General features: G+C 38.5%; 16 protein-coding genes. 9 read left to right on the top strand and 7 right to left on the bottom strand.

The genetic code is table 11. The features are described 5' to 3' along the window. Window positions 1-87: 87 nt before the first annotated feature. Entirely contained in the window at window positions 88-972 is an 885-nt protein-coding gene (locus EL259_RS05915; protein ID WP_232019024.1) for an ORF6C domain-containing protein, read from the top strand. Window positions 973-1,319: 347 nt separating this feature from the next. Further along, a complete protein-coding gene (hpt, locus tag EL259_RS05910) occupies window positions 1,320-1,859 on the top strand; it encodes a hypoxanthine phosphoribosyltransferase (RefSeq protein ID WP_126599876.1) in 540 nt (179 codons plus the stop codon). Between the two features lie 81 nt (window positions 1,860-1,940). On the opposite strand, the gene EL259_RS05905 is transcribed toward hpt, so the two are convergent. The 4 genes from EL259_RS05905 to rpe all read right to left on the bottom strand — a co-directional run bounded on the left by EL259_RS05905 (window position 1,941) and on the right by rpe (window position 6,461). Further along, window positions 1,941-3,899 (bottom strand): LTA synthase family protein, encoded by a 1,959-nt coding sequence (locus EL259_RS05905; protein WP_232019023.1) that lies wholly within the window; start codon window positions 3,897-3,899, stop codon window positions 1,941-1,943. Window positions 3,900-4,073: 174 nt separating this feature from the next. After that, the gene (gene trpS / locus EL259_RS05900; protein WP_126599874.1) at window positions 4,074-5,075 is read right to left on the bottom strand and encodes a tryptophan--tRNA ligase; all 1,002 of its coding nucleotides are present in this window, start codon (window positions 5,073-5,075) and stop codon (window positions 4,074-4,076) included. Between the two features lie 14 nt (window positions 5,076-5,089). Next, a complete protein-coding gene (locus EL259_RS05895) occupies window positions 5,090-5,764 on the bottom strand; it encodes a phosphoglycolate phosphatase (protein ID WP_126599872.1) in 675 nt (224 codons plus the stop codon). 22 nt (window positions 5,765-5,786) lie between these two features. Then, the gene (gene rpe, locus EL259_RS05890; RefSeq protein WP_126600880.1) at window positions 5,787-6,461 is read right to left on the bottom strand and encodes a ribulose-phosphate 3-epimerase; all 675 of its coding nucleotides are present in this window, start codon (window positions 6,459-6,461) and stop codon (window positions 5,787-5,789) included. 429 nt (window positions 6,462-6,890) lie between these two features. Here rpe and EL259_RS05885 point away from each other — a divergent pair, with 429 nt between their 5' ends. The 7 genes from EL259_RS05885 (at window position 6,891) to nrfF (ending at window position 14,938) form a co-directional block, all read left to right on the top strand. Then, window positions 6,891-8,012, top strand: a complete 1,122-nt coding sequence (locus EL259_RS05885) for an alanine dehydrogenase (protein ID WP_126599870.1) — start codon at window positions 6,891-6,893, stop codon at window positions 8,010-8,012. 172 nt (window positions 8,013-8,184) lie between these two features. Further along, complete coding sequence (nrfA, locus tag EL259_RS05880) at window positions 8,185-9,690, top strand: ammonia-forming nitrite reductase cytochrome c552 subunit (protein WP_232019022.1); 1,506 nt, start codon at window positions 8,185-8,187, stop codon at window positions 9,688-9,690. Window positions 9,691-9,707: 17 nt separating this feature from the next. Next, entirely contained in the window at window positions 9,708-10,361 is a 654-nt protein-coding gene (gene nrfB / locus EL259_RS05875) for a cytochrome c nitrite reductase pentaheme subunit (protein ID WP_126599869.1), read from the top strand. Continuing rightward, window positions 10,354-11,031, top strand: a complete 678-nt coding sequence (gene nrfC / locus EL259_RS05870) for a cytochrome c nitrite reductase Fe-S protein (RefSeq protein ID WP_126599868.1) — start codon at window positions 10,354-10,356, stop codon at window positions 11,029-11,031. Before nrfB ends, nrfC begins: the two co-directional genes overlap by 8 nt. Next, the gene (nrfD, locus tag EL259_RS05865; protein ID WP_126599867.1) at window positions 11,028-11,990 is read left to right on the top strand and encodes a cytochrome c nitrite reductase subunit NrfD; all 963 of its coding nucleotides are present in this window, start codon (window positions 11,028-11,030) and stop codon (window positions 11,988-11,990) included. The genes nrfC and nrfD overlap by 4 nt, the downstream gene beginning before the upstream one ends. 4 nt (window positions 11,991-11,994) lie before the next feature. Further along, the gene (locus EL259_RS05860) at window positions 11,995-13,881 is read left to right on the top strand and encodes a heme lyase CcmF/NrfE family subunit (RefSeq protein ID WP_126599866.1); all 1,887 of its coding nucleotides are present in this window, start codon (window positions 11,995-11,997) and stop codon (window positions 13,879-13,881) included. After that, window positions 13,874-14,938, top strand: coding sequence for a heme lyase NrfEFG subunit NrfF (gene nrfF, locus EL259_RS05855; protein ID WP_126599865.1), 1,065 nt, complete (start codon window positions 13,874-13,876; stop codon window positions 14,936-14,938). Before EL259_RS05860 ends, nrfF begins: the two co-directional genes overlap by 8 nt. A 37-nt stretch (window positions 14,939-14,975) precedes the next feature. Here the strand turns inward: nrfF and EL259_RS05850 are convergent, their stop codons facing one another. The 3 genes from EL259_RS05850 to parE form a co-directional block, all read right to left on the bottom strand. Beyond that, a complete protein-coding gene (locus EL259_RS05850) occupies window positions 14,976-16,136 on the bottom strand; it encodes an iron-containing alcohol dehydrogenase (protein WP_126599864.1) in 1,161 nt (386 codons plus the stop codon). Between the two features lie 204 nt (window positions 16,137-16,340). Beyond that, window positions 16,341-18,584 (bottom strand): DNA topoisomerase IV subunit A, encoded by a 2,244-nt coding sequence (parC, locus tag EL259_RS05845; protein WP_126599863.1) that lies wholly within the window; start codon window positions 18,582-18,584, stop codon window positions 16,341-16,343. 87 nt (window positions 18,585-18,671) lie between these two features. Continuing rightward, on the bottom strand, window positions 18,672-20,567 hold the full coding sequence (parE, locus tag EL259_RS05840; RefSeq protein WP_126599862.1) for a DNA topoisomerase IV subunit B: 1,896 nt from the start codon (window positions 20,565-20,567) through the stop codon (window positions 18,672-18,674). Window positions 20,568-20,616: the final 49 nt, after the last annotated feature.

Raw genomic sequence — 20,616 nt, 5'->3', positions numbered from 1 at the left:
GCTTTTGCGTTGTTATAGGATTATAATAGTTATACATTTGTATACTTTCAAGAGAAAAATTAAACATTTTTATATTTTAGAGGCTGTATGACTAATATTTCATCAGAAAGATTAAAAAACGAACGTATCCGTATAGGTTTTACGCAAGAAGAACTAGGAAATAAGTGCGGAGTGACTAAACTGGCTCAATTTAACTATGAAAAAGGGACTAGGTTTCCAACATCTGAATATTTAGAAAAAGCGGCTCAACTAGGCGTGGATGTGCAATATGTGATTACAGGAACGCCATCACACAGCAATATAAATGCCGAAGAAGCCTTTTTATTACAACAATTTAGACAACTAACGGCAGATCAGAAAAAAATGATGTTGAGTTTCTTACTAGGTGGATTTACTGGTATGAATCAACCAGCACAAGCGACTAGCCCAATGGTTGGAGGAAATAATACAGGAAGCCTTATCATTGGTGATAAAGGTACTATAAACAATATAAAAACAGAGAAATACATAACTAGAACGAAAGCCGAAGTTAAGCCAAATGAAACACATATTAGTCAAGAAATGGCTAGAAAAATTAAAGATTTAGTTGATGAAATTGTAGCATTAGAACTCAAAATTAGAAAAAATCCTAGAACTTATTCAGGTGTATGGGCAGCATTGAATAAGCACTGTGGTGTTACAACCTATAAACTAATTCCTCTTGATCGCTACACAAAAGCCGAAACTTATTTACGGAAATGGATTGGGCGCTTACAGTCGACCAAATCAGCTCCTAAAAAAATGGGCAGTGATTATCGCAATAAGAAATACGCATACATAAAACTGAATATGAAACAACTTGGGATAGAAGGATGGCTTGATGAGTTGTTAAGAGTTAAATACGGGGTAACAAGCCTTAAAGATTTAACTGATGAAGAGTTGCAAAAGGTTTATAATTCCGTGTCCTCCAAAAAAGCAAGTGCTAAACGCTAAGCATAAAATAAGCACCTTGTATTAAAAGGTGCTTAAACAGCGATTAAAACTAACTTAAATACTGCTAATTTTATGCAGATATTTGGGCATTTTTTTACTATTTTTGCTCATTTTCAAAAACCACTTTTTCCTGCATAAACTTTTCTTCTTAAATCTGAAATTCCTTGATATATCTAGCTTCTCACAACTATTTCTTATTTTTTCTTCACCTATTTATTTATGCAAGAATTAACAGTACCCCATAAATCCCATTCTAACAGTCGAAGTTATCTTAACTTCGACTTTTTTTTTTGATAAAGTACAGAATCCTTAGATTTTCACAACTAACATTTACAAGGATTACGTACATGAAAAAACATCATATAGAAACGCTTATTCCAAAAGAAGATGTTCGCGATCGTATTCGCGAGCTGGGTGCTGAAATTACGCGGTTTTATAAAGAAAAAGGCGCAGAAAATCTTGTCGTTATAGGGTTATTGCGTGGTTCTTTTATGTTTATGGCGGACTTGGTACGCAGTATTGATATTCCGCTTGAAATCGATTTCATGACAGCATCAAGTTACGGCAATTCTATGGAAACTAGCCATGATGTGAAAATTAACAAGGATTTGGACGGTGACATTTATCATCGCCATGTACTTATTGTTGAAGATATTATTGATACGGGGTGTACTTTACAAAAAATTCGTGAAATTTTACAACTTCGCGAACCAGCTTCTTTACAAATTTGCACACTGTTGGATAAACCGTTCCGCCGTGAGGTAGAAGTCCCTGTAAAATGGGCAGGTTTCCCAATTCCTGATGAGTTTGTTGTGGGATATGGTATTGATTATGCGCAATATTACCGAAATCTTGATTACATTGGTAAAGTTGTGATTGAAGAATAAGTTGTAAATTTAAGTTAAAAATAACACGCCCCGATTTTCCTAAAAATTTATGCGAAAATCGGGGCGTGTTTTACTAAAACTCTACTTCGTGCCTTTTAGCAGATAATTCATCTGCCATGACCAATACTCATTATATTCACTGATCCATTTTGCTTTTGCTTCTGACAAAGTATGTGGTTTTTTCACTAATAAATCATTTTCCCATTGATAAGCCACATAGGGAATTTGTTGTAAATCCACAACATGTTCTTGATCGGCATAAATACAGACATTATAGGCAAATTTACTCCATTCTGGCTGATTTTGTGCCAAGATATTTCGCCCACCTAAATTCCAATATTCCGCATCCGATAAACTCATGGCATAAAGCGTTGGGAAAATATCTTTATGCGAACCAAGTCGTTTTAGATCAAATACTGCTCCCGTTTTTTCAACAATAGTAGTTGGAACATAAAGATAAAAAGGAACACTATAACTTAAAAATAATTCCTCTGGCATACGGTAAGTCATCCCTCGTAAATGATGATCACCGCTTGCACCAATAATGACTCGTTCTTTTAAATCACTTTGTTTTATTTGCGTAACAAAGTTTCCTAGACAACTGGTTGCATATTGATAAGCGGTCAGAATATTTTTACGTTCTTTCGTATTTTCCCCTAAACGTCCTTCTAAAGTTTGCGGATTAACAGGATAAGGTTCATAGCTTTCTGGTGCTTTGTATGGCGGATGATTAGTTACCGTTAAAATGTAAATAAATAACGGTTCCTTTGCCTCTTTTAAGCATTTTTCTGCAAATTTAAATGCAAACTCATCTGCAACGCCCCAGTAAGACAAGGTATCTTTTGCTTCTGGGAAAGTATCTATCAGCGTATTTTGGTCATAAACTTCATGAAAACCTTGCTCAATAAAGTAAGTCGATAAACTACGCCACATCGCATTACCTGATGTCACAAAAATGACTTTATAACCTTTATCTAAATAAGGCTTAAATGCCGTATGAGCAAGATGTGTTTTTTGTTCGGTAGATTGGCTCAAGTTTTCATTAATACTGTAAAAACATTGTCCCAATAACGATGATGCTGTACCATTGCTATAAGATAAAAAACGGCGGAAAAAATAATCCTGCTGTGTATGTGGACGCAACGTGCCAAGCACATCATTTTCGCCTTCTTTATCAAGCGCTAAAATATTACCGCCAAAACTTTCCATCAAACTAAAAACAACATGCGGTCTATTTTCCGCTAAAAATGTATTATTTGGCGTATGGCACGTCATCGCTTTTTGCTGAAATAAATCTTCTCGTAACTGTTCACCTTCAGCCGCACTCACCGCAGCAAAATGACTCGCTTTACGATGATCTTTAATTGCCCACATCAATGCCATTACCCCATTCGGCACAAGGTAGTTAATGGTTTTCAAAGAAGAAACTTGTGCATGCAATTTGTTAAGCGGTTTGGATTTTAACGTTCCGCGAATCGCTAATACGCATAGCACAAGCATCACGATAGAGCTCGTAATACTTTCCCATGAATTTCCCACTGGTGAATCGGATAAAATGCCATAGCTTAACCAAGCTGGAATGAGTGCAAGAATAAAGGTTGCAAGGGTGCTACGTGCAATTGGATAATCATCCCACATATTTTGCATTACAGCTTTTGTATCATCTTCAAAAAAGGCAAAAATAAAAGTATCAAAATACGTATTATAGGTTTTGTAGTAATAATAATTACCGATACAAAAACCAACAAAAATAAAGCCTAGTACAAACGTAATAATTGCGTAGGTCCATGCTAAAATATCGGATGAAAAATCCAAAAATTGTAAGAAACTCGTGATGAGATATGGAACAGCAAGAAACTCGGCAACCATTTTTAAGTCAAAACGAATGCCTAAGATTTGCATGCGTTTAAGCGCAGCTTGATTACTTGAATTCTGAACAATTTCTTGTGATAGAAAACTCGCTTTCATCCATTGACGATGAGCGAAACAGAAAACCATAAAATAAATAAAAATTCCGATTGTAAGCAAAGTTAAGGACATAGCAAATTTTCCATAAAAGTTTTTCTGCCATTCTACCATAAAGTTGTAGATGAGGGAGTTTGAAAACGTTTAGAAAAATTCACGCCCCCGTTTTCGGAAAAGTTTATAAAAAAATCCCCTTGGCATACCAGGGGATTTTTAAGTGATAGCGTGTTTAATTAGCGTTATTTCCGATTAAGGAAGAACAAAACCAACTGCTTCGTACACTTTTTCTAATGTACTTTTCGCATGACGACGAGCTTTTTCAGCACCTTCTGCTGCGATACGTTTTAATAACGCTTCATCATTACGGAAGTGGTGGAAACGTTCTTGTAATTCTGTCAACATTTCACTTACCGCATCTGCTACCGCACCTTTCAAGTGACCATACATTTTGCCTTCAAATTCAGCTTCAAGCTCAGCAATACTTTTGCCTGTTACACCTGAAAGAATATCAAGTAAGTTAGATACGCCTGCTTTATTTTCAACATCATAACGCACTACAGGTGGCTCATCAGAATCCGTGACCGCACGTTTAATTTTCTTCGCTACGGCTTTCGGCTCTTCTAAAAGACCGATAACGTTATTACGGTTTTCATCTGATTTAGACATTTTTTTATTCGGTTCTTGCAACGACATTACGCGAGCGCCTGATTTTGCAATAAACGCTTTTGGAATAGTAAAAATATCACCATAAATCTTGTTAAAGCGATCTGCAATATCTCGTGTAATTTCAAGATGTTGGCGTTGATCGTCGCCGACTGGTACTTCTTGTGCCTGATAAAGCAAAATATCCGCTGCCATTAATACTGGATAGGTAAACAACCCAACATTGATGTTATCTGAGTGGCGTGCTGACTTATCTTTAAATTGTGTCATACGACTCATTTCACCAAAATAGGTATAGCAATTTAACACCCATGCTAACTGCGCATGTTCTGGCACTTGTGATTGAATAAATATTGTGCTTTTTTCAGGATCGATACCACAAGCAAGATAAAGTGCTAAAACATCTAGTGTTGCTTTGCGTAATTTTTCTGGATCTTGACGAACCGTAATCGCATGCTGATCCACAATACAGAATAAACATTCATGATCATCTTGCATTTTTACCCATTGGCGTAAAGCACCGAGGTAGTTACCAATCGTTAATTCCCCTGAAGGTTGAACGCCACTAAAAACAATGGGTTTGCTCATATTCATTCCTTAAATTAATCTAAAATTGTTAAAAGTTGTGCAAAGTCATCAAATACCCAATCAGGATTTGAATCTGCAATCGGGATATTATAATTATAACCGTAAGTTAAACCAACTACTGGCGCACCAGCCATATTGGCTGCCAAAATATCATTACGTGAGTCACCCACGAAAAGCATTTGTTTAGGGAAAATACCATATTTACCACACACATAATAAAGTGGTGCTGGATGCGGTTTAATAGATGGTAAAGAATGTCCACCAAGCATCTCACTGAAAAGATGTGCAATACCAAATGCTTCCAAAACAGGTTTTACGTGTACTGTAGGTTTATTGGTAATAACAACTAACGTATAACCTCGACGTTTTAATTCTTCTAAGGTTTCTTTAACATTCGGGAATAAACGACTTTTATTACAAATATTTTCGCCATAATAGAAGTTGAATTTCTCAATCAATTCATGCTTATCTTTTGGCGTTAATTCACGCATTTCTTGTTGGCATGCCCATTCAATGGCGCGTTGAATTAATACATTCGCACCATTACCAATCCAAGTAAGAACAAGATCCTCTGGTGCTTCTGGTAAATCGAAATCAACTAATGCTGAATTTACCGAAAGGGCAAGATCTGGAAGACTATTTACGAGAGTTCCATCTAAATCGAACCCAACAACTTTAAATTGACTCATTTTTCTATCCTTCTATCATTTTCTAATCATCTACTTGGGCTAATTGTTCACGCATTGCATCAATAACAGCTTTATAATCAGGTTGTCCAAAAATAGCAGATCCCGCTACAAACATATCAGCGCCTGCCTCCGCAATTTCACGAATGTTCTCAATTTTTACCCCACCATCAATTTCTAAACGAATATCACGCCCACTCGCCTTAATCATTTCACGTGCTTGGCGTAATTTGCCTAATGTCTGTGGAATAAACTTTTGCCCACCAAAACCTGGATTTACCGACATCAATAAAATGCTATCCAATTTATCAATTGTATATTCTAAATAATTCAAAGAAGTTGCGGGATTAAATACTAATCCTGCTTTACATCCATTATCCTTAATAAGCTGAATAGTACGATCAATATGCTCACTTGCTTCTGGATGAAAAGTAATATACGTCGCACCCGCCTTAGCAAAATCTGGGATAATCCGATCGACAGGCTTTACCATCAAATGTACATCAATCGGCGCCGTAATACCATAATCTCGCAACGCTTTACATACAGCAGGACCAAACGTCAAATTAGGCACATAGTGATTATCCATCACATCAAAATGAATAACATCGGCCCCACTCGCAAGAACTTTCTTAACATCTTCCCCTAATTGTGCCAAATCCGCTGATAAAATTGAAGGTGCAATTAAATAAGGTTTCATCATCATCTTCTCCTAAATATTTCTCCATCTCCATTTTACCACGTCCAATACAATTTAGCGTGCTCCAAAATAATTTTTGTGATTGGTGAGGTAAAATGAAACCTAATAGCATCGTCAACCTACTTTAGGATCAGTTAGAGCCGGTGGATTGCGCCGTTGCTTGCTGTGCTTATCATTATGATAATGCTTATATTAAGCATTGGTGTCATTGTATAAATGTTACTAATAACTAATTAATTTTAATCAAATATGCCGTTTTTGTTATATAAAGACGGCATATTTAGGTTATTTTATATACTTAAATATTAATAATTACTTTTAATTAGCTTCTATTTAATTTATTTTTTGTTTTTATGTTTATAATACGCTATGGTGGTAAGGAAAATTTTTATATAAAATCAGACGTAATTAAAAAATAAGAAAGGTATTATGATAATAGGTTGCCCGAGAGAAATTAAAGCACAGGAATATCGTGTGGGTCTCACGCCAAGTAATGTTAGGACTTATATTGAGCATGGCCATACTGTATATATTGAATATAACGCTGGTATCGGGGCTGGTTTTCCTGACAAAGACTACCAACAAGCGGGGGCTATTTTAGCTGATAAGAAAACTGTATTTACTCAAGCAGAAATGATTATCAAAGTGAAGGAACCTCTACCTGAAGAATTTCACTTATTCCGTGAAGGACAAATTTTATTTAGCTATCTTCATCTTGCCATTCATAAACCTCTCGCAGAAATGCTCCTATCCAAAAAGATTCGTGCCATTGCCTATGAAACAATAAAAACCCATTTAGGATTACCATGTTTAAGCCCTATGAGTCGTGTAGCAGGAAGAATTGCCGCAATAGATGCAATCCAACATGTACAAAAAAAATACCATCGTGATGAACTCATGATGAATAAATCTATTGGACTTTCTAAAGGACATATTCTTATCCTTGGCGGTGGGACAGTTGGAATAACAATCGCTCAAATGGCACTTGGTGTTGGAATTGAAGTCACTATCTTAGAATCCAATCCTGCTCGCTTTAATCAACTTAATGATCTATTTGAATTTCATGCAACACTTTTAGAAAGTACACGTGGAAATATACTTCACTATATCCAACATGCGGATGTTATTATCGGTGCTGCACTTACCAGTGGTAAAAAGGCTCCAACACTCCTATATAAACATGATCTAGCACATATTAAAAAAGATTCCTTGCTGATTGATGTTGCAATCAATCAGGGCGGATGTTTCGAAACATCTCGTCCTACAACATTTGATGAGCCAACGTTTGAAGAAGAAGGTATTACTCATTCATGTATTGAGAATATTGCTGGTTGTGTCGCCTTAACCGCTACTCAATCACTCACTGCAACAACCCTTGAATATGGTTTAAAACTTGCAGATTTTGGTGTTAAAAAAGCCTGCTTAAAAGATTATGCTCTCTTACATGGCTTAAATACTTATGATGGTAAATGTACTTTTGCAGGCGTATCTGAATCGCTTAATTTACCTTACACTATTCCTGAAGTAATACTCAATTCAAAAGATAATTAACTTAAAATATTTAGATAAACTTACAATTGTTTATTTTTTGATATAAATCAAGCAATTTTTAAAAAATATAACTTTTTCCTATAACTGATAACTATTCTTAACTATAAAAAGTTTTTTTTGCGTACAATACCCTCAATTATTATTTATTTTTCATACTTTATAGGGTCACATTATGCAAACAAAAAAATATTTGTGGGTACACATTCCTATACTCACAACAATGGCAGCTCTGACGATTCATTCAACCCAAGCGGTAGAATCACACTCTTACTCGACGACAAGTGGTCAATATCCCGTTCCCGTTTCTAATCTTGCTAAACCATCTGATATCGTTATTCAATCTAAAAATTCTCAGTTCAGTCAAAATTATCCCCGCCAATATCAAAGCTGGTATAAAACTTCAGAAAGTACGGATGTCGTACCTGCATTAGAAGAAGATCCGCGTTTAATCGTACTATGGGGCGGATATGGTTTTTCTAAAGAATATAATAAGCCACGAGGACACTTCTATACGGTTACTGATGTCCGTAATATTTTGCGTACTGGCGCACCAATGACCCCAACAGAAGGTCCTATGCCAATGGCTTGTTGGACATGTAAAGGTCCTGATGTACCTCGTTTAATCGCAGAATGGGGAGAAAAAGACTTCTTCTCTGGGAAATGGGCAAAAGCGGGTAACCAAATTGTAAATTCTGTAGGCTGTGCCGACTGTCACGATACGACTTCCAAAGACTTTGAAGAAGGAAAACCTGCATTACGCATTGCTCGACCACACGTATTACGTGCGTTAGACGTTATCGGTAAGAATTTCAATCAAATGGATACAACAGATAAACGTACGGCTATCTGTGCAAATTGTCACGTTGAATATTATTTTGACAAAAATGGCGTGAATAATGTTGTTTTCCCATGGTTCAATGGTTTAAGTGTTGATGACATGGAAAAATTCTACGATAACATCCAATTTAGCGACTGGACCCATTCACTTTCTAAAGCACCAATGCTTAAAGCTCAACACCCTGATTTTGAAACATGGTCAATGGGAATCCACGGTAAAAATGGAGTAAGTTGTGTGGACTGTCATATGCCGAAAGTACAGGGTGCAGATGGTAAAGTTTATACGGATCACAATGTTGGTAATCCATTTAATAATTTCCAAAATACCTGTGCGAACTGCCATACTCAGAAAAAAGAAACACTTCAAAATATTGTTGAATCGCGTAAACAAAATATTAAAGAAGTCATGCTGAAACTTGAAGATCAATTAGTCCATGCACACTTTGAGGCTAAAGCTGCTTGGGATGCAGGTGCGACCAAAGAAGAAATGCAACCAGCATTAACTGCGATTCGTCATGCACAATGGCGTTGGGATTATGCAGCGGCAACTCATGGCGGCTATATGCATGCACCTGATGTCATCTTAAAAGTGCTAGGTACAGGGTTAGATCGTGTCGCTACTGCACGTGCAGATTTAGCTACTATTTTGGCAGAACATCATGTGAAAACTCCTGTTCCAATTCCTGATATTTCAACAGCAAATGCAGCATGGAAGGCTATGGGAATTGATATCCAAAAAGCACGTGCTGAAAAAGCAAAATTCTTAAAAGAAATTGTGCCAGAATGGAATAAGGAAGCTATTAGCAAAGGTCTTATTGATACTCCCCCACCAGCGCACTAATTGCAACTTGCCATCCTATGAAAATGGGATGGCATAACAAAAAGGAAAATTCTATGAATATGACAAAATTTTTTCCGAAAATTGGGGCGTTGATTTTGGGCTTATGCTTTGCAACTTCTTTATTTGCCGCTCAAACTTATGAACCCCAATTGGAACATCAACGCAATCCCAATGACTACTGCGTAAAATGCCATAAATTTAGTGGTGATGGTACGCAACATGGCGGTCAATGGCACTTAGGTAAATTCTACGGTATCCATTTAACCAAAATGAATCCCAATAATGGTAAACCGATTACCTGTGTAAGCTGTCACGGCAATATTTCCGAGAATCACCGCCGTGGTGCTAAAGATGTGATGCGTTTCCAATCTGATATCTTTAGTAAAACGAAACCGATGTACACGGTAGAACAACAAAATCAGGTTTGTTTTGCTTGCCATAATCCAGACAAAATGCGCGAAAAACTTTGGGTGCATGATGTTCATGCGATGAAACTACCTTGTGCTGCTTGCCACGTTTTACATCCAAAAGATGATCCAATGCATGGATTAAACCAAAAAGAACAAGTAAAACTTTGTGTTGATTGTCATGGAAAACAACAACGAGAACATACAAATATCCAACATGCTCAAATGCCTCATATTGATACAAAGGAGCTAAAAAATGAGTAATTGTTCGCGTCGTCTTTTTCTTCAAGGGGTAGGAGCAAGTCTCCTTACCCTTGCACCGTCTGTCGGTTTTTCTAAAATAAACAAAGTGACGGATAAACCAATCCGCTACGGGATGCTCCACGATGAAAATCTGTGTATCGGTTGCACCGCTTGTATGGACGCATGCAGAGAAGTCAATCATGTGCCAGAGGGAGTGACGCGTTTAGAGATCATTCGTACTGGTCCATATGGCGAATTTCCCGATATTAGCTATAGATTCTTCCGCCATTCTTGCCAACATTGTACCAACGCTCCTTGTGTCGCCGTATGCCCAACTGGCGCATCGTATATTGATATTAAAAATGGGATTGTTGATGTCAATCCTGATCTCTGTGTCGGTTGCCAATATTGTATTGCCGTTTGCCCATACCGTGTGCGCTACATTAATCCTGTTACATTAACAGCGGATAAATGTAATTTCTGCCGTAATACCAATCTTGCAAAAGGAAAACTCCCCGCTTGCGTGGAGGTGTGCCCAACGAAGGCGCTCACTTTTGGCGATCTTAATGATCCTTATAGTGCGATCTCGTTAAAATTAAAAGAAAAGGTAACATACCGTACAAAAGTGGCTTTAGGTACAGAGCCTAATTTATATCATGTACCCAACTTTATTGGAGAAATTCACGAATGACAACGCCCTTCCATTTTCCGTCTCTAGTATGGGGAGAAAGTATTGCCATTTATCTCTTCCTCCTAGGTATCTCTGCAGGTTCAACTATGATGATAATCCTATTAAAACGAGCTGGATTAATCCATGGTGAACTCTCACAAAACTATCTCATTAAAATTAATGCTTTCCTCGCACCAATTACAGTTATCTGTGGTCTAACACTTCTCATATTCCACTTAGCTCGACCTTGGACTTTCTGGAAACTCATGTTCCACTATTCCCATACATCTATCATGTCATGCGGTGTTATGCTTTTCCAAGGCTACTTTATTACATTAACCCTATGGTTGCTTCACATTTATCAAACACAGGTTAAACAATTAATTCAACACCGTTTTCCAAGTTTGATGGCATTTGCAAATTTTGCTTATCGCATCATTGGGTATATCCAAGGTATCGTAGAATTTTTACTGCTCCTTATCGCCATTGCTTTAGGGGCTTATACAGGGTTCTTACTCTCTGCGTTAATTAGTTATCCGATGCTCAATAACCCTGTATTACCGGTCTTATTCTTAGCATCTGGAATGTCATCAGGGATCGCATCTCTCACGCTTTGTGCCCTATTTTTTACCAAAACTAATCCACAAGATACCTTGCTCGTCTGGTTACACAAGGTAGAGCGTTTTGTGCTACTCACTGAATTATTCCTCTTATTCGCCTATTTCTTCGGCCTATATCTTGGTGGTGGACAAAAAACACAATCGTTTTATACCGCACTCGGACACGGTTTCTGGGCGCAAGTATTTTGGATTGGTGTAGTATTTATCGGTATTTTATTACCTCTCGGTCTAAATCAATTTAGTAAACCGTCATTAAGACACCGTAAATCTTTTGTGTACCTTGTCGCAGGTAGCACGCTTTTCGGCGTTCTTTGCCTCCGATTCTTCATTCTATATGCAGGGCAAATGACCTTAGCTTAATTTTATGATACTGGCTGAATTTGGATATATCACTCTCATCGCAAGTAGCTTAAGTGCATTGCTACTTGCGATGTTACCTTATATAAAATTTAACTTTGTCATGAATAACTGTAAGTCTATTATGACCGCTACAGTGTTTTCACTCTTTTTCTTCGTTGCCACAACTTTTGGTATTTTAATTGCCTTACTCGTGCAAGATGATTTTTCCGTTCGTTATGTGGCTAATCATAGTAATCATCTGTTACCGACACTTTATAAGGTTGCAGCCAGCTGGGCTGGACATAGTGGTTCAATGCTTTTCTTAGTCGTACTATTTAGCATTTGGTCACTATTATTCTGTTGTACTCAACGCCATCGATTTAATCAGGATAATCAACGAGTACTCGCATTTTTAGGCATTATCAATGCGATATTTTTATTATTCTTAATTTTTTTCTCAAATCCTTTTACACGCATTTTTCCAGCACCATTAGAAGGAGGCGATCTTAATCCAATGTTGCAAGATATTGGCTTAATCTTCCACCCCCCGTTACTCTATCTAGGATACAGTGCATTTGCTGTTGTATTTTCCATCACTTTAACTTACTTGATAAAAGGTAACTTTCCATCATCTTTTGCACTTGATATAAAACCCTGGGTACTAATCGGCTGGGTTTTCTTAACATTAGGGATTATGCTTGGTGCATGGTGGGCTTACTATGAACTTGGCTGGGGCGGCTGGTGGTTTTGGGATCCCAGTGAAAATGCATCACTTATGCCATGGTTAATCGCAACGGCACTTTTACATAGCCTTTCTGCCAATATAAAATCAAACGCATTCCCATACTGGACAATCCTGCTTGCACTTTGCGTTTTTATTCTAAGTTTACTCGGCATTTTTATCGTGCGTTCGGGAATCCTTACCTCGGTTCACGCCTTTGCCCAAGACAATAGCCGAGGTCTCGGCCTATTAATTATTTTCTGCTTTTTCAGCTTACTTGCCTTTGGCTTTTTTGCTACTCGATTAAAAACCCTAATGACACCACCGCGATACGGATTTTGGCTTTATCTTTTACTCGGGGTTAATATTCTATTTAGCCTAGCCACATTCATTGTTTTTCTAGGCAGTTTCTATCCACTTTTTTACCATATCTTTGATTTAGGTAGTATTTCAGTAGGAGCACCTTATTTTAACAAACTATTCTTACCGCTCGTGATCCTAGCTCTAATTGGCATGAGTACAATTCTTCTCCCCCCTATCAAAAAATGGCGTAATGGGTTACCTTATTTGATATTAGAGATACTAAGCGTGGGGATCGCATACTGGATAGTGATAAGCTATCTACCAAAAGCCGATACGTTTCCTTGGCAAGCTTTCCTCTTCTTAATTCTCGCCATTACGTTGATAATATTTACTCTTTGGAAAATCGTAATAGGACCACGCAATTTAGCAATGTTACTTTCTCATAGTGGCATCGCGCTCGTTGTTTTTGCAACAACAATGGCCAGCTATTTTACTCAAACACAAAATATTGCCCTTGCCCCTCATCAGAAGACAGCCTTCGCAGGCTATCATCTGGCATATAAAGATTTCCAAAATCTTTTAGGAAGCAATTTCGTTACAGAACAGGCACAATTTTTGCTTTCGAAGGAAGCATTACCCATCGCGACAATTTATACGGAAAAACGCTACTACGATGTGCGTGATGTACAAATGTCAGAGATTGGGATCAATTCGACCCCCAAAGGTGATATGTATATCGTTATGGGGGATAAACGCGGTAATGGGGCATTTGCATTTCGTATTCAGTATAAACCGTTTATGATATGGCTATGGATTGGTGGCTTCTGTATCGCATTAGGTGGTGTAATTGGTCTTTTACAACGCGTACGAGGGAAACGTTATGATTAAACGCTTACTTTTAGGTTTCCTCTTTTCCTTTATGCTAATGGCAACCACCGTGCAGGCTACGATGGTAGATACTTTCCATTTTCGTGATAATGCAACCCAAGAACGAGCATTTGCCTTAGCAAAAGTATTACGTTGCCCACAATGCAAGAATCAAAACCTTTTAGAATCAAATTCACCAATCGCCTCAGATTTACGCCTTGAAGTCTATAAAATGGCAAATGCGGGTGAAACCGATCAACAAATCATTCAAAAAATGACAGCACGGTTTGGGAATTTCGTGTTGTACGATCCGCCCCTTATTCCTTCAACCTATCTACTATGGGGCTTACCAATTTTGTTATTCATTTCCCTGAGTGGCTATCTTTTCTATTTTTTACGCAAAAGGGGGGCAACTTCCATAAACCCCAATCATACTCCTGATTGTACTACCACAATTTCTTCTAGTGAAAATTGGCAATTTTCGCTTAAATATTTGAGTGGCACGGGATTATTTCTTCTGTTTACAAGTGGAATTTTGTACCTATTCACGCCCCAATTTTCGCAATTTTTTATGGGGAAAAAAGTCGAGCAAAAAACACAAGTAGCACTAAACGTTTCTGCTACCCAGAAAAAAGAAACTTACATTCACCTGATTCAACAAGAACTTCGTAAAGATCCTAATGATGCCTCAAAATGGCTTGAACTCGCACAAGCTTATATGCAAGCGGAAGATTTTAATTCAGCCTTGACTTGCTATGCGAATGCAGAAAAACTTGCTGGAAGTACGCCTAAAATTTTAGGATTAGCGGCGACCGCATACTTTTATCAAAGCCACCAACAGATAACGCCGAAAGTGCAACAATTACTCAACGTTGCCTTGAAAAAAGATCCGTCTGAGATAAGTAGTCTTTCGCTTAAAGCGCACGTGGCTTTTCAACAACATCATTACGCTGAAGCCATCCAACTTTGGCAAAAAATTCTTGATTCTGATAATGCGGATATGGATCGGAGAACTCTTGTAGAACGTATCCAAGTTGCGAAATTCTTAATGCACGATAATAAAAAAACCGCTGAATAATCAGCGGTTTCATTTCCCTTAGATTCTATTCTTACACTTACAAAGTACCTTGGAATGCAGCTAAATACATTTCAATCACTTCTTCTAGACTCGCTTTGCGTGGATTTGTTAATTGACATGCATCTTTTTTCGCATTTTCTGCCATAAGTTTAAAGTCAGATTCTTTTACACCTAATTCAGCAAGATTTGCTGGAATACCTAATTCTGCGCCAAAATCTTTGATGAATTTCACCAATTCAGTGCCAATTTGCTGATCAGTTTTCCCTTTTGTTACAATGCCCATTGCTTTTGCAATATCAACAAAACGTTTGGTTGCGCCAATAAGATTGAATTTACATACAAACGGTAATAACAACGCATTGCAAACCCCGTGTGGTAAATTATATACACCGCCTAATTGATGTGCCATTGCATGCACATAACCTAAAGACGCATTATTAAATGCGACCCCAGCAAGATATTGAGCATACGCCATTTGTTCACGGGCATCTAAATCTTCCCCATTCGCCACGGCACGTGGTAAATATTCTGTAATAAGTTGAATCGCTTTTAATGCTGCACAATCAGTTAATGGATTATGTGCAGTAGAAACATAAGCTTCGATAGCATGAGTCAATGCATCCATCCCTGTTGCGGCGGTTAAATGTGATGGCATAGTTGCCATCATTTCTGCATCATTAATTGCGATAAGTGGCGTAACACGCCAATCGATAATTGCCATTTTAACGTGGCGGGTGGTATCCGTAATGATAGCAAAACGGGTCATTTCTGCTGCGGTACCTGCAGTCGTATTAATTGATAATAATGGCATTAAGGTTTGAGTTGACACATCAATCCCTTCAAAATCTTGGATTTTTCCACCATTTTGGCAAACTAGAGCAATCCCTTTACCGCAGTCATGTGATGAACCGCCACCTAAGGTAATAATCGCATCACATTGTTCTTTTTTATATAAAGCTTCGCCTGCTTCTACATTTTTATCCGTTGGATTTGGTACGACTTCATCAAAAATCACACTACCGACATTCGCTTTTTTCAAAATATCTGCAATGCGATTTGCGACACCACTTTGACTTAAAAATTTATCGGTAACGATTAAGGCTTTTTTCATCCCTAATGAATTGGCAATTTCACCCGTATCTTCTACGCATCCCGCACCAAAAACACTTTTTGTAGGAATAAAATAGTATGTTGACATAATGACTCCTCGTTAGTTTTATCTTTTTAAAATCATTATAAGAGATAGTTATAAAATATGTAGAATAACGCTTTTTTAATCTTTTCCTTTGTGAGTCAGCTCACATTAATTTCCTTTAAATGAGCAATAATTATTCAAAAAAATACGCCCCAATTTTCAAAAAATTTTATGAAAATTGGGGCGTAGGATGCTTTTTATTAATGATTATTCTGCAACGATTTCAATTTCGTTTTCATAACGCACGCCGCGTGGCAGGCTCGTTCCTTTGCGTCCACGTTCTGCACGGAATTTTTGAATATCTTGTGGTTTAAGCGTAATTTTACGTTTTCCAGAATGGAATACGAGGCTATCATTTTCACTGATGAGCAATAACTTCGCTAACACATCCTTGCCTTCTTTCGCATCGGCTGCCGAAATATTGATAATTTTATTCCCTTTACCTTTGTTTAAGACAGGTAAATCGGCAACAGGGAATACAAGCATACGTCCACCTTTACTGATAGAAACCAGAAGATCTTTGCCTTCTGATAGCATTTGTGGTGGTAATACTTGCGCATTTTCAGGGAGAGTTAGGAGGCGTTTACCCGCTTTATTACGCGTATTTAAATCGGCAAGCGTACAAATAAATCCGTAACCCGCATCCGATGCCATTAAAATTTGTTGATTTTCATCACCCATAATGACATCCACAAGATTTGCGCCCGCTGGTAAATTTAATTTACCCGTCAATGGCTCGCCCTGTGAGCGTGCGGATGGTAATGCAAGCGGTTCTAGTGCGTAGCTACGTCCTGTGTTATCTAGGAATAAGGCAGCTTGATTGCTCTTACCATGCGCATGGGCATGATAATTATCCCCTGCTTTGTAATTAAGATTTTGAACATCAATGTCGTGTCCTTTCGCACAACGTGCCCAACCCATTTGTGAAAGTACAACCGTTACAGCTTCAGCAGGTAACATATCCGCTTCGCTAATTGCTTTCGCCTCTTCTCGTTCTACTAATGGTGAGCGACGTGGGCTTGCATAGGCAATCGCATCATTACGAATTTCGTGTTTAACTAACGCATCTAATTCTTTCGCTGAGCCTAAGATTTTTTCTAAATAACGACGTTCATCAGCTAAATCATCGCTTTCTGCACGCAGGGTATTTTCTTCTAATTTCGCTAATTGACGTAAGCGTAAATTTAAAATCGCCTCGGCTTGGACTTCAGATAAATTAAAGCGCTTAATGAGTTCTGCTTTTGGATTATCATGATGACGAATAATCTCAATCACTTCTTCTACATTTAAGAACGTTACCATTAACCCTTCTAAAATGTGTAAGCGATCTAATACTTTATCTAAGCGATGTTGTAAGCGGCGAGTAACAGTCGTACGGCGGAAACTCAACCATTCTGTTAAAATTTCAAGTAAATTTTTAACCGCAGGTTTATTGTCTAAGCCGATCATGTTCATATTCACACGATAGCTTTTTTCCAGATCCGTGGTGGCAAAAAGGTGCGTCATTACCGCATCGAGATCCACACGATTTGAGCGTGGTACAAGCACGATACGCACTGGATTATCGTGATCCGCCTCGTCACGGATATCTTCTAGCATAGGTAATTTTTTCGCTGCCATTTGATCCGCAATTTGCGTAATGATCTTACTTGGCGATGCTTGATACGGCAGTGCGGTGATGACGATCTCACCTTGATCTTTTTGCCATACCGCACGCATTTTGAGCGATCCACGTCCCATGGCATACATCTTGCGAATTTCTGCTTTTGGCGTAATGATTTCTGCTTCCGTTGGGTAATCAGGCGCTTGAACATGTTGCATGACATCATCAAGGGTGGCTTGTGGATTATCTAAAAGCATCACGGCGGCTTCTGCCACTTCATTTAAGTTGTGTGGCGGGATATCCGTTGCCATACCTACTGCGATCCCTGTCGTACCATTTAATAAAATATGCGGTAAACGGGCTGGAAGGTATTGAGGTTCCGTCAACGTACCATCAAAGTTTGGTTGGAAATCAACGGTACCTTGTCCTAATTCAGATAAAAGGATTTCAGAAATTTTAGCAAGGCGTGATTCGGTATAACGCATCGCCGCAAAAGATTTTGGATCATCGGCTGCCCCCCAGTTCCCTTGCCCATCAATCAATGGATAACGGTAAGAGAAAGGTTGTGCCATAAGTACCATCGCCTCGTAACACGCACTATCACCATGCGGGTGGAATTTACCGAGTACGTCCCCGACTGTACGGGCAGATTTTTTATATTTAGCTGTGGCATTTAGCCCCAATTCACTCATCGCATAGATAATACGACGTTGTACAGGTTTTAAACCGTCGCCAATAAAGGGTAAAGCACGATCCATAATTACATACATGGAATAATTTAAATAGGCGCTTTCTGTAAATTGGCGGATCGGCATTTGCTCAATGCCTTCGTAATTAATTTCACTCATAATTGTTATCTTTCGTTTTCTTCGCTCACAAGGGCAACCCAATTTCCACTTTCTACATAATTTTTTATGAAAATTGGGGCGTGATAATTAGTTTAATTCTGCGTGATCGCCGTTGTCTTGAAGCCATTTTTTACGATCTTCAGCACGTTTTTTCGCAAGCAGCATATCCATCATTTCAAAGGTCGCATTGCTTTCTTCTTCTACGTTTTCAAAAGTTAATTGCACAAGACGACGGGTATTCGGATCCATCGTGGTTTCACGTAATTGACTTGGGTTCATTTCACCTAACCCTTTAAAGCGTTGTACGCCGATTTTGCCTTTTTTCTTACGTAAACGATCTAAAATCGCTTCTTTTTCACTTTCATCCAATGCGTAGTAAACGTCATTACCGATATCAATACGATAAAGTGGTGGCATTGCTACGTAAACATGACCATCTTCAACCAGTTTTGGAAAATGGCGCAAGAATAATGCACAAAGTAGCGTAGCGATATGTAATCCATCTGAGTCCGCATCGGCAAGAATACATACTTTCCCGTAGCGTAATTGTGATAAATCGTCGCTATCTGGATCGATCCCGAGAGCGACGGCAATGTCATGCACTTCATTTGAAGCAAGCACTTGATCTGCGGACACTTCCCATGTGTTTAAAATTTTCCCACGCAACGGCAAGATCGCTTGGTAATCACGGTTACGTGCCTGCTTTGCACTACCGCCCGCAGAATCCCCTTCTACTAAGAATAGTTCGGTTTTATTTAAATCTTGTTGCGTACAATCCGCTAATTTTCCTGGTAAGGCAGGACCTGAAACGATTTTTTTACGCACTACTTTTTTGGAAGCTCGTAAACGTTTTTCAGCAGAAGAAATCGCCATGCGTGCTAATAATTCTGCTTCTTGAACGTTTTGATTTAGCCACAAACTAAAGGTGTCTTTCACCACGCCACTTACAAATACACTACTTTGGCGAGAAGAAAGGCGTTCTTTGGTTTGCCCAGCAAATTGTGGTTCTTGCATTTTTAAGGAAAGTACATACGCACAACGATCCCAAATATCATCTGCGGTTAACTTCACATTTTTTGGTAAAAGATTTCTAAATTCGCAAAACTCACGCATTGCGTCTAATAAGCCTTGGCGTAAACCATTGACGTGCGTACCGCCCTGTGCGGTTGGGATCAAGTTCACATAACTTTCACCCAGTAATTCACCGCCATTCGGTAACCAGCAAAGCGCCCAACTTACCGCTTCCGCTTCGCCTTGAAAATCTCCTACGAATGGTTTTTCAGGTAGAGTTTCATAACCGTTTACCGCTTCACTTAGATAAGCACTCAAACCATCTTCGTAGTACCATTTGTCTTCAGTATGGTTCACTTTATCAATAAAGATAACTTCTAGTCCTGAGCAAAGCACAGCTTTTGCGCGCAATAAATGACGTAATTGTGAAACGGAAAAATGGGCATTATCAAAATATTTTGGATTTGGTTTAAAACGAACAGTCGTTCCTGTGGTACGGCGACCGCAAGTACCGATCACTTCTAATTCTTCCACTTTGTGACCGTTTTCAAAAGCAATATGATAAATTTCGCCACCACGTTTTACTTCGACATCAACTCGGTCAGATAACGCATTTACGACTGAAATCCCTACGCCATGTAAGCCACCAGAGATTTTATAGTTATCATTATTAAATTTACCACCCGCATGTAATTTTGTCAGGATTAGCTCTACCCCTGAAATTTTTTCAACGGGGTGAATATCAACTGGCATCCCACGTCCGTTATCAATGACTTCGATAGAATGATCTTCATGTAAAATCACTTCTACACGTGTCGCATAGCCTGCGAGTGCTTCATCGACACTATTATCAATCACTTCTTGGGCAAGATGATTTGGACGGGTGGTGATGGTGTACATACCTGGACGAAGCTGTACAGGTTCAAGATCTTTTAAAACTGTTATTTCGTTAGCTGAATATTGCTTATTCATTGGTTTCATTCTTATTGTGAGGCAAAAATTTCCTAGGATTCTAACAGAA

The organism is Actinobacillus delphinicola (assembly GCF_900638385.1).
In the GTDB taxonomy this organism is placed as follows: Bacteria; Pseudomonadota; Gammaproteobacteria; order Enterobacterales; family Pasteurellaceae; genus Actinobacillus_C; species Actinobacillus_C delphinicola.
Note: the sequence above shows the minus strand (reverse complement) of the source record. Positions and strands in the feature narration are given on the sequence as shown.

What these genes read in the sequence shown, in the direction of transcription:
- EL259_RS05915 (WP_232019024.1), top strand. Translation starts at nt 88, where the DNA reads ATGACTAATATTTCATCAGAAAGATTAAAAAACGAACGTATCCGTATA.
- hpt (WP_126599876.1), top strand. Translation starts at nt 1,320, where the DNA reads ATGAAAAAACATCATATAGAAACGCTTATTCCAAAAGAAGATGTTCGC.
- EL259_RS05905 (WP_232019023.1), bottom strand. Translation starts at nt 3,899, where the DNA reads ATGTCCTTAACTTTGCTTACAATCGGAATTTTTATTTATTTTATGGTT.
- trpS (WP_126599874.1), bottom strand. Translation starts at nt 5,075, where the DNA reads ATGAGCAAACCCATTGTTTTTAGTGGCGTTCAACCTTCAGGGGAATTA.
- EL259_RS05895 (WP_126599872.1), bottom strand. Translation starts at nt 5,764, where the DNA reads ATGAGTCAATTTAAAGTTGTTGGGTTCGATTTAGATGGAACTCTCGTA.
- rpe (WP_126600880.1), bottom strand. Translation starts at nt 6,461, where the DNA reads ATGAAACCTTATTTAATTGCACCTTCAATTTTATCAGCGGATTTGGCA.
- EL259_RS05885 (WP_126599870.1), top strand. Translation starts at nt 6,891, where the DNA reads ATGATAATAGGTTGCCCGAGAGAAATTAAAGCACAGGAATATCGTGTG.
- nrfA (WP_232019022.1), top strand. Translation starts at nt 8,185, where the DNA reads ATGCAAACAAAAAAATATTTGTGGGTACACATTCCTATACTCACAACA.
- nrfB (WP_126599869.1), top strand. Translation starts at nt 9,708, where the DNA reads ATGAAAATGGGATGGCATAACAAAAAGGAAAATTCTATGAATATGACA.
- nrfC (WP_126599868.1), top strand. Translation starts at nt 10,354, where the DNA reads ATGAGTAATTGTTCGCGTCGTCTTTTTCTTCAAGGGGTAGGAGCAAGT.
- nrfD (WP_126599867.1), top strand. Translation starts at nt 11,028, where the DNA reads ATGACAACGCCCTTCCATTTTCCGTCTCTAGTATGGGGAGAAAGTATT.
- EL259_RS05860 (WP_126599866.1), top strand. Translation starts at nt 11,995, where the DNA reads ATGATACTGGCTGAATTTGGATATATCACTCTCATCGCAAGTAGCTTA.
- nrfF (WP_126599865.1), top strand. Translation starts at nt 13,874, where the DNA reads ATGATTAAACGCTTACTTTTAGGTTTCCTCTTTTCCTTTATGCTAATG.
- EL259_RS05850 (WP_126599864.1), bottom strand. Translation starts at nt 16,136, where the DNA reads ATGTCAACATACTATTTTATTCCTACAAAAAGTGTTTTTGGTGCGGGA.
- parC (WP_126599863.1), bottom strand. Translation starts at nt 18,584, where the DNA reads ATGAGTGAAATTAATTACGAAGGCATTGAGCAAATGCCGATCCGCCAA.
- parE (WP_126599862.1), bottom strand. Translation starts at nt 20,567, where the DNA reads ATGAATAAGCAATATTCAGCTAACGAAATAACAGTTTTAAAAGATCTT.